We start from the raw sequence: 9,684 nt of genomic DNA, 5'->3' as shown, positions 1-9,684 counted from the left end.
GGAATCAGCTCTTCACGCGCGGGTCGAGCATGTCGCGCAGTGTGTCGCCGAGGAGGTTGAAGGAGAGGACGAGGACGGCGATCGCCAGACCGGGGAAGAACGTGAGCCACCACTGCCCGGAGAGGATGTAGTTCCGGCCCTCCGAGACCATGAGGCCCCACTCGGCGGTGGGCGGCTGCGCCCCGAGGCCGACGAAGGACAGGGCCGCGACGGCGAGGATGCAGAAGCCGAGCGAGAGGGTGAACTGCACGAGGATCGGGCTCGTGACGTTGGGCAGGATGTGCATGAGCATGATCCGCCACGCGCGGGTACCGGACAGCCGCGCGGCCTGCACGAACTCGCTGTCCTTGACGCCCACCACCGCGGAGTAGGTGATGCGGGCGAAGGGCGGAATGGCGCCGAAGGCGATGGCGACGATGGTCGAGAGGAAGCCGGGGGACAGCGCCGCGGCGATGCCCATCGCGAGGATGAGGTCCGGGAAGGCGAAGAGAACGTCGACCGTCCGGTTGATGACGACGCGTCGCCAGCCGGCGAAGTATCCGGCGAGAAGGCCGAGGACGATGCCGACGGCTCCGCCGAGGACGACGGAGGTCGCTGCGACGATGATCGTCGTGCGGCCGCCGTAGATCGTGCGGGCGAAGTTGTCCCGCCCGATGCTGTCCGTGCCGAACCAGTGCGCGGCGTCCGGAGCCCTGAGCGCGTCCCTCGCGCTCGAGGTGTTCGGGTCGTACGCGGTGAGGAGCGGCGCGAAGATCGTGACGAGCACGTAGAGCAGGATGATCAGCGACGCCATGGCCGCGAACGGGTTCTTCAGGACCCAGCGGCCGAGGCGGCGCATCCCGCCGTTGATCCGGTTCTCGGCAACGGTCCTGCGGGCGACGTCGACCATCACCGCGGTGTCGAGACTGGCCACTTCACGCTCCTCGGGTCTTCGGGCTGACGATGACCTGGAGGACATCGGCGATGAGGTTCACGACGACGAAGACTCCCGCGGTGAGCACCATGATGGCCTGCACCGGCGCGTAGTCGCTCGCGAGGATCGACTGGTACACGTAAAGCCCGATGCCTGGCCACGAGTAGATCGATTCGATGATGACCGCGCCGGCGAGCAGGTACCCCATCTGCAGCGCCGTGATGGTGAAGATCGCAGGGGCGGCGTTCTTCAACGCGTGCTTCATGATGATGTTGGTCGGTCCGATGCCCTTCGACCGCGCGGTGCGGATGTAGTCCTGGAGGAGCACATCGAGCATCGCCGAGCGCGTCATCCGGGAGATCACCGCGATCGACGCGACGCCCATCGAGGCGGCGGGCAGGATCATGTGCTGGATCGAGGACGCCAACAGCGGCCAGTTGCCGGTGAGGAGCGAGTCGAGGACGTAGAGGCCGGTGATGTTCTCCGGCGGGAACTCCCGCGACCCGATCCGGCCGGCGGGCGCCGGGGCGATGGCCAGGTTCACGTAGAAGGTCTGGATGAGCTGGATCGCGAGCCAGAAGCCCGGGATCGAGACGCCGACGAGCGCGACCACCCGCATCACGACGTCGGTGACGGTGCCCGATCTCACCGCCTGGATGATGCCGAAGGGCACCCCGATGAGCACGGCGAAGACGAAGGCCCACAGCGCGAGCTCGATGGTGGCGGGCAGGCGCGTGGCGAGGTCTTCGATCACGGGGCGGCTGGTGTGCCAGGCCATGCCGTAGTCGAAGCGGATGACGCCCCAGAGATAGTTGAGGAACTGTTGCCAGACCGGCAGGTTGAGCCCCATCTGGTCGCGGAGCCGCTCGAGCTGCTCCTGGGACGCCTGGTCGCCGAGGATCTGCAGCGCGGGGTCACCGGGGAGCACGCGGTTGATGAAGAAGGCGAGCAGCGCGACGCCGAGCAGCGTCGGAATCATCAACAGGACCCGTCTGGCGATCATCTGGGCCACCACCATGCGCTGCGCTCTCCTCTGCTCTGGCCGGACGGAAGCACGACCGCGGCCAGATGCAACGGAGATACGAAACGAATCTCTGCAGGTCTGGGGCGGCGACCGTGTGCCCGAGACTAGCGAGGCGCTGGGTCGCGGCTATTTCACACTGTTTCGCGAATGTAAATGTCCCCGATGGGAACTCGGCTCATCCGAGGTGCGTGATCCGGCCGCCGAGCAGGGTCGCCCCGACCGGCATCGTGCGAAGCTCGAGGGGCGCTGCGGTGGCAGGATCCGAATCGCAAATCACCAGATCGGCGACCTGACCGGCCGCGATCCGCTGCGCGTTCGGCCCCGATCCGGCGTGGGTCGACGCGGCGATCGCCGTCTCCAGATCGATGGCCTCCGCACTGCGCCAGGCCGCGCGCTCGCTGTTCTGCCGGTACACCGCGCTGGCGATCGCCATCCATGGGTCGAGCGGGGCGACGGGCGCATCCGAGCCGAGCTGCATGACGACTCCGGCACGTTGGAGCGAGCGCCCGGGGTAGGCGATCGCCGTCTGGTCGGCCCAGACCCGGTCGACGATGTCGCGGTCGTCCAGCGCGTGCTCCGGCTGGATCGAGGCGGCGACGCCGAGTCTCGCCATCCGGGCGAGGTCGGAGGGCTGCACGAGCTGGGCGTGCTCGATCGTGCCGGCGGCGCCGGTCGCCTCGAACGCGTCGAGCGCGTTCGCGTTCGCGAGATCGCCGATCGCGTGCACGGCGACGCGTATGCCGGCGGCGGTGGCCTGCCGGAGGTAGTCGGTCACCGCGTCGGCCTCGATGGTGATCGCGCCGAAGTTGCCGTGGTCGTCCGCGTAGTGGTGCGTGCAGGCCGCGGTCCGCGTGCCGATCGAGCCGTCGGTCACGAGCTTCAGCGCGTGGAAGACGGCGAGGGAGTCCGCCGCTCCCCGCGCGACGTCCCCCGACCGCATCCCCTCCGCGATGGCCCGCGGAAGGTGCTCGGGATAGAAGTCGATGTCGACCCGCAGCCAGTCGAATCCGTTCGCGATCCGGCGCGTCCACATCGGCTCGGTCCAGGTCCACTGCAGGTCGACGATGCCGACGAGGCCCCGGCTCGCCGCCTGCCGGCCGAGCTGCGCCATGAGCGTATCGCTTCGCGCGTCGTCGACCGCGTTGATGACACCGGAGACGCGGAAGCAGTCCATCTCGCGGAGGATCGGCCCGAGGCCCTCGGGGAGCCCCTCGCGGCGGGCCGCCGCCGAGTTGATCCACATCGAGTGCAGGTCGGAGTTGAGGATGTACGTCGGCACCTCGCCGGTGGCGGCGTCGAGCAGTTCGAAGGTCGGCTCGTCGGGCCAGAGGGCGTCGCGCATGCCCATGCCGACCTTTCGGCCGTCACCCAGGGCCGGGGACGCGGCCATCGCCCGCGCCGCCTCGGCGGCGGAGGCGGCGCCGAGGAGGTTCGTCCGCTCCGCCCACAGCGCCGCCTGGACCGTGTGGACGTGGTGATCCCAGAAGCCGGGCAGCACGGTGCGACCGCCGGCGTCGAGCGCCGGGCCGGTGGCGGCGGTGCTCCCCGCCGGGCTCACCTCGGCGATCCGCCCGTCAGCGAGGTGCAGGTCGACAGGCTCGGCCGCGCCGAGCAGGGTCGCGTTCGTGACGGCGGCGATCGTCTCGCCCCGCGCGACGCTCATCGAGCCGCTCCCGCCATCGTCGGCTCGGCGTCGTAGCCGAAGTACTCCGGGCCGACGAGCTCGAGGCCCTCGGGGCTGTACCAGCGGGCGTCGGCCGGGGCGGCGAGCGCGGTGACCCGCTGGCCGTAGCGCAGCGACTCGCCGGTGATCGCGGTGCCGGTGTCCGACTCGATGAGCATGATCAGGTCGGGGGTCGCGGCGACCGCGCGGCCGTCGAGCTCGGCGAGCAGGTACTCGTTCTGGAACGAGATGACGAGCTCCTCGCACGAGCCGCCGTCGGCGACGATGCGGGCGTTGCCTCGCGCGAAGCCCGTCTGCGTGCGGCGCTCGACGTCCGCCACCTTACCGCCGAGGAGCCTCACCCCGCGGAGCTCCTCGGCGAGGGCGGCACCGATGTCACCGTGCGCGGCCCTGGTCGAATCCACGAGCTCGCCGAGCAGGGTGCACAGGCTGAGCGAGCCGCGGACGTGGGCGCGCTTGGCCTGCTCACCGGTCATCGGATACAGCGAGATCGTCGAGGAGGTCCCCATCTCGATCGTCACGTCGCGGGCAAGCCACTCGGCCCACCTGCTCGAGATCGTCTCGAGGATCGCCCTGTTCCCCTTCTCATCCGTCACCGACATCGGGGTCGCAGAGACGCCGATCATCGGTGCCAGGCCCATCTGCAGCTCGGGGAACGCGCGGCCCATGCCGTCGCCGTTGATGAGCGGGACGCCCAGCTCGGCGGCGACCGCGATCGGGACCATCGAGTTCCCGCCGCCCACCTCGCCGCAGGTGATGTAGTCGATCGGCCGGCCCAGGTGCTTCGCGAGCAGCTGCACGGCGGATACCGCCTGGCCCGTCGCCGCGAGCTTCTCGATGCCCACGGTGGGAGCGCCCATGCCGGCCACCGGGAAGACCGAGGCGTCGTCGGGCACGTCATCGAGGTCGACGAGGGCGACGGGGCCGTGCGCGTCGATCGCGGCCTCCGCGACGAGCCGGCCGATGTACGGGTCGCCGCCTCCGCCGCAGCCGAGGATCGCCGCTCCGGCGGCCAGCGGCTTCAACTGCTCACGGGTGATCTGCACGGTCATGCGGCTCCTGTCGATCGGATGTGCTCGGCGCGCTCGACGTGCCGAGAGGCGAAGGTCGCAGGCTAGAGCCAGCGCTGGATGCCCGGCCCTGTGGTGTACTCCTCGATGTACGCCCGCTCGGTCTCGAAGAAGGCCATCGCCTGTGCCGCGAACTCCGTGTCGGCGGCGAAGGAGACGTCGTCGATGCGCTCGACCGCGGAGAGGCGGCTCCCGCCCATGTTCCACACGAAGTCGGCGTCGAGCAGTTCCTCGACGGTGACGAACGCGTACTCGTGCGGGACCCCCCGGCGTTCCGCATATGCGAACACCTCCTGCTGGGTGGTGCCATGCAGGATGCCGACATCCGGGATCGGGGTGGTGAGCTTTCCGTCCTTCATGAGCACGAGCGACGAGGTGCCGCCCTCGAGCACGTACCCGTCGGTCGAGGTGTAGATGCCGAAGTCGGCGCCGCGGCGCACGGCCTCCCGGTAGGTCGCCATGTTCGCCGTGTACGACAGCGTCTTGGCCCCGATGAGCAGCCAGGGGTGCCGCTCGGGAGCCGTGCGGACGAGCTCGAGGCTGTAGCCGCGGGTGAGCAGGGTGCCGGTCAGCGTCAGGGGCCTGGGGGTGCGGACGGTGTCGACGAAGATGAAGATCGTCGGCGTCCCGGGGTGGCCGGCCTGCCCGACCGTGGTCACCGGATCCGCTCCGCGGGAGATGAGGAGCCGGATCGTGCCGGTCTCTTCCGGCTGCCCCCAGAGGTCGATGGCCGCCTGGCAGACGTCGAGCCACTCCTGCTCGCCGGTGAGCTCCGGGAGGTCCTGCAGCCGCGCCGAGCGGCCGAGCCGGGCGATGTGGAGCTTCATCGCCAGCGGCACGCCGCCGACGACCGAGGTCGCCTCGAAGATGCCGTCGCCGCGGATGAACCCCAGGTCGAAGACCGAGAGGTGCTTGCCGTAGGGGTCGACCTCGCGGATCGGTGCGCCGTCGAAGCCGGGGTCGTTCACTCCCTTGAAGAGGAGGGCGGGGTTCGCCTCGACGAGGACGACTTCTGGCATGGTCATGGGCCTTTCGGTGGCGGTGGTCAAGCGGAGGCGGTGAAGAGATCGCGGCGGTTCGCCGCGATCCAGGCGTGGTCGATGTCGCCGCCGAGGCCGGCCTCGGTCGGGACGTCGACGACGCCGTGGCGGGCGACGACCGGCGGGATGACGACGTCGCGTTCGTAGTACTTGTCGCTGCCGGAGACGTCGGAGGGCAGCGAGAAGTTGGGGAGGGAGGAGATCGCGACGTTGGCCAGGCGACCGATGCCGAACTCGTGCATCCCTCCGCACCATACGGGTATGCCGTGCACGGCGGCGAGGTCGTGGGCCGCGATCGCGCTCCCGAAGCCCCCGATCCGGGAGACCTTGATGTTCAGGACGCGACCGGCGCCGGTGTCGATCATGGTCTGCAGATCGTGCAGGTCCTCGACCGACTCGTCGAGGCAGATCGGGGTCTGGACGCGTGCCTGCAGCTTCGCGTGCGCGTGGAAGTCCCGAGGGTGGAACGGCTGCTCGATCATCGTGAGCCCGTGCTCGTCGAGCTCCTGGAGCACCCGGAAGGACTCGTCCACGGCGGGGTAGCCCCCGTTCGCGTCGACGTGGAGATCGAGGCCAGGGAACGCGGCGCGCACGGCCCGCACCGGCTCCACGTCCCAGCCGGGGGCCACCTTGAGCTTGACCCGCGGGTAGCCCGACTCCACGTGCGTGGCGACCTCGAGCACGAGCGCGTCGATGGTCGGCTCGATGCCGAGCGAGATACCGGCGGTGACGGCCGTCCGGGTGCCGCCGAGCAGCGCCGCCAGCGGACGCTGCTGCCGCTGCGCCTCGAGAACCCAGGCGGCGACCGAGAAGCCGGACTTCGCGAAGTGATGGCCGCGGATCCTCGTCCAGGCCGCCTCGAGTGCCGCGGGTCCGTCGAACTCCGTTCCGAGGATCGCGGGGACCAGATAGCGCTCCGCGACCAGCCACGCGGTGTCCGTCGTCTCGGAGCCGAAGTACGGGTCGGACGGCGCGGCGATCTCGCCCCAGCCGACGGCCCCGGTCTCGTCGGTGAGGGCGACGAGGAGGTGCTCGATGAAGTGCTTGCTGTGCGAACTGGTCTGGAAGCGGTGCTTCAGCGGCAGTGCAACGCGGTGGACGGCGACGCCGGCGACCCTCATTCCGCCTCGTCCCAGTAGAGGCCGAGCTGTTTGGCGACGTCCTCGCGGCGGCCGATGCGGCGCTTGGCTCCCTTCGCGCTCGACACGCTGAGCGTGGCGAGCAGGTGGCAGAGCAGCGTCACCGCGGTGGGGGAGTTCACGTAGGAGGCGCTCTCGGTGCCGACCACGATCACGGTGTCCGTCAGCGGGATCAGCGGCGACGTGAGGGCGTCGGTGATGACGACGAGATTCCCGCCGGCCGCCGCGAACTCCTGTGCCACGACGACCGACGTGTGGCGATAGCGGTGGAAGGAGAAGCAGACGAGGACGTCCGTGTCGCGGACGTCGGCGAGGACGTCCAGAGAGTGAAGGGAGGCGTTGTCGATCTGGTGGACGTTCGCCATGCCGGCGGTGAGGTCGGATGAGAGCATCGCGGCGTAGGACCGAGACTTGCCGTGGCCGATGACGTACCGCCGACGCGCGCCCGCGAGGAGCGCCGCCGCCGCGAGGACGGCCGGGTCGGCCGCGAGGAGCTCGACCGCGGCATCGAAGTTCTCCCGTTCTTTGGCGAGCACCTTCGCGCGGAGGGCGGCGGCCGAGCGACGACCGCTCAGCCGCTCGTCGAAGCGGTCGGCCGGGCTCTCGCCGGGGGTTGTCGCAGTCTGGCTCATCGCGCGGCTCCATCCGTCCGGGGCACGGCCAGGTAGGCCGCGCGCTTCGAGTCGATCCGTCCGGCCCAGCAGAGCACGTCGCCGGCGGCGAAGCGGTCCGCGATCGCGGCCAGAAGGGAGACGCGGTCGAGCCCGGCGATGACCCAGTGCGCGCGGTCGATGGTCGCCTCCGGCACGACGACCTCCGTCGCCCGGTCTGCGAGCGCGGCCGCCGCCGCGGGGGCCGCATCGCGGTGCGCCTGGTACGCGTCTCCGGCGAAGGTCCACTCGACGACGAGCCGCTCGGACTCGGGGAGGTCGTAGTAGTCGGGGTCGTAGGCGATCGCCAGTCCGCCGAGCTTGGCGAGGTTGAGGTGCGCGTTCCGGGCGAGCGACGGATGGAAGGTCCAGCGCATGCGGTCGACGCCGGTCCGCCGGATCGTGAAGTCGCGCTGCTGATGCTTGAGGTGCGTGCCGATCCCGTAGCCCTGGTACTCGGGGTGGACAACAGCGGCCTGCGAGTAGTGGTAGGGGCCCCGCTCGTCCACGGCGTGGAAGCCGTAAGCGAAGCCGACCAGCTCCTCGCGGTCGGTCTTGACGCCGATCACGCTGCCGCCGGTGCGGCCCAGCGCGCTCAGGAGCAGCGGGTTGAGCCGGTACGTCGGGGCGGAGTACCCGAAGCTCAGCTGGTAGAGGGCGTCGGCGGCTTGCTGGTCGCGGTTCGTCTCGAGCGGTCCCGCCCACCAGCCGGACGGCAGGGCGGCGGCGGTGGCGGTGGGGGTCACGCCGCAATGATAGGTGCGTAAAGGCGCAGGGCAAATCCCGAAATCAAGCGGCCATCGTCTGGTTACATCGACGACATGCGAAACGGATACTCCACAAGCATGACCGACGATCAGCGAATCCGGATCGCCGCGGAGACTGCCGCTGAGCGATCGAAGGCCGTGGAGCGGCTCCTCGAGCTGGTCCGGATCGAGAGCCCATCGCGCCATCGCGATGCGAGCGCCCGCATCGCCGACGCGCTCGCGCTCGAGTACCGCGCGCTCGGCGGCGCGGTCGTGCGCACCGACGACGAGGAGGGCAGCCACCTCGTCGTCGACTGGGCGGGCGAGGGAGCACCGCTCCTCCTCATCGGCCACTCGGACACCGTCTGGCCCATCGGCACCATCGACGGCGCCGTTCCGCTCGTCGAGACGGCCGATGCCATCGCCGGACCGGGGGTCTTCGACATGAAGTCGGGACTCGTCGTCATCGAGACGGCGATGCGGATCGCGAACCGGCTCGGCCGCCGCCGCGCCGTCCGACTCGTCGTCACGGCCGACGAGGAGATCGGCTCGCCGCGCTCGCGCGTCCTCGTCGAATCCGCCGCGTCCGGGGCCGTGGGGGCGATCGGCTTCGAGTCGCCGCACACGGACGGCTCGCTCAAGATCGGGCGGCGCGGGTCGACGCGATTGCGCGTCGACGTCGTCGGAAGGGAGGCTCACGCCGCTCTCGACCCCGGCGCGGGCGTGTCGGCGGCGGACGAGCTCATCGACCAGCTCCTCGTCATCCGCGACGACATCGCCCGGATCTCGGCGCAGGGCCGGGAGGTGCTCTGCAATGTGGGATCCATCGTCGCGCCCGGCAAGGCGAACGTGGTGAACGCGGCCGCCAGCGCCGAGCTGGGCCTTCGCTTCATCGACCACGCCACCGAGAGGGAGGTGCTCGCGAGCCTCGGCGAGCTGTCGCCGATCCGGCCCGGCGCGGCGATCGCCTGCGCCGTGCTCTCGAACCGTCCGGCGTGGCTCGCCTCGGCCGCCGACGCGGCCTTCGGGCAGCGGCTGTCCGAGGCCGCGGGCGTCGATCTCGGGGGGCGACCCGCCGCCGGCGCCGGCGATGTCAACTTCGTCGCGGCGCTCGGCATCCCGGCCGTCGACGGCTTCGGGCCGCGGGGCCGCGGCGCGCACGCGGTCGACGAGCAGATCGTCACCTCGGCGCTCTCGGAGCGGATCGAGCAGCTCGTCGGGATCCTTCTCGCGGTCGCCTGAGACCGGCACCGCGTTGCGCGCGCCGCGCCGCGCCGACGCCTCGACATCGGTCGCGAAAAGATACGTCACCTATCCTGTCGATCAGTTTTCACGATCGAAACATGGCGAAACGCTTTGGACGCTTAGGCATCACTACCGTTGGAGGCAGCTCGAATGGGTCGGTGAGGTCACGAGAT

9 protein-coding genes are annotated in these 9,684 nt (G+C 70.3%); 1 reads left to right on the top strand and 8 read right to left on the bottom strand.

Annotated features, from left to right (window positions below):
- Window positions 1–4: 4 nt before the first annotated feature.
- The 8 genes from IR155_RS12325 to IR155_RS12290 form a co-directional block, all read right to left on the bottom strand.
- Window positions 5–913, bottom strand: coding sequence for an ABC transporter permease (locus IR155_RS12325; protein ID WP_167760785.1), 909 nt, complete (start codon window positions 911–913; stop codon window positions 5–7).
- 1 nt (window position 914) lies between these two features.
- Window positions 915–1,916 carry an ABC transporter permease gene (locus IR155_RS12320; protein WP_228067117.1) on the bottom strand — a complete coding sequence of 334 codons (1,002 nt, stop codon included), beginning with the start codon at window positions 1,914–1,916 and terminating at the stop codon, window positions 915–917.
- A 196-nt stretch (window positions 1,917–2,112) separates the two neighbouring features.
- Complete coding sequence (locus IR155_RS12315; RefSeq protein ID WP_135115123.1) at window positions 2,113–3,600, bottom strand: amidohydrolase; 1,488 nt, start codon at window positions 3,598–3,600, stop codon at window positions 2,113–2,115.
- Window positions 3,597–4,673, bottom strand: a complete 1,077-nt coding sequence (locus IR155_RS12310; protein WP_135115122.1) for a DUF917 domain-containing protein — start codon at window positions 4,671–4,673, stop codon at window positions 3,597–3,599. The genes IR155_RS12315 and IR155_RS12310 overlap by 4 nt, the downstream gene beginning before the upstream one ends.
- Before the next feature lie 62 nt (window positions 4,674–4,735).
- Window positions 4,736–5,710, bottom strand: coding sequence for an aminotransferase class IV (locus IR155_RS12305; RefSeq protein WP_167760783.1), 975 nt, complete (start codon window positions 5,708–5,710; stop codon window positions 4,736–4,738).
- Between the two features lie 26 nt (window positions 5,711–5,736).
- Window positions 5,737–6,852, bottom strand: a complete 1,116-nt coding sequence (gene menC, locus IR155_RS12300) for an o-succinylbenzoate synthase (RefSeq protein WP_135115120.1) — start codon at window positions 6,850–6,852, stop codon at window positions 5,737–5,739.
- Window positions 6,849–7,502 carry a MurR/RpiR family transcriptional regulator gene (locus IR155_RS12295; RefSeq protein WP_135115119.1) on the bottom strand — a complete coding sequence of 218 codons (654 nt, stop codon included), beginning with the start codon at window positions 7,500–7,502 and terminating at the stop codon, window positions 6,849–6,851. Before IR155_RS12295 ends, menC begins: the two co-directional genes overlap by 4 nt.
- Window positions 7,499–8,266 (bottom strand): GNAT family N-acetyltransferase, encoded by a 768-nt coding sequence (locus tag IR155_RS12290; RefSeq protein WP_167760782.1) that lies wholly within the window; start codon window positions 8,264–8,266, stop codon window positions 7,499–7,501. The genes IR155_RS12295 and IR155_RS12290 overlap by 4 nt, the downstream gene beginning before the upstream one ends.
- Before the next feature lie 99 nt (window positions 8,267–8,365).
- On the opposite strand from IR155_RS12290, the gene IR155_RS12285 reads away from it, so the two are divergent.
- Complete coding sequence (locus IR155_RS12285; protein WP_135115117.1) at window positions 8,366–9,508, top strand: M20/M25/M40 family metallo-hydrolase; 1,143 nt, start codon at window positions 8,366–8,368, stop codon at window positions 9,506–9,508.
- The last annotated feature ends 176 nt before the right edge of the window (window positions 9,509–9,684 follow it).

The organism is Microbacterium paludicola, assembly GCF_015235415.1.
Taxonomy (GTDB): domain Bacteria; phylum Actinomycetota; class Actinomycetes; order Actinomycetales; family Microbacteriaceae; genus Microbacterium; species Microbacterium paludicola.
Note: the sequence above shows the minus strand (reverse complement) of the source record. Positions and strands in the feature narration are given on the sequence as shown.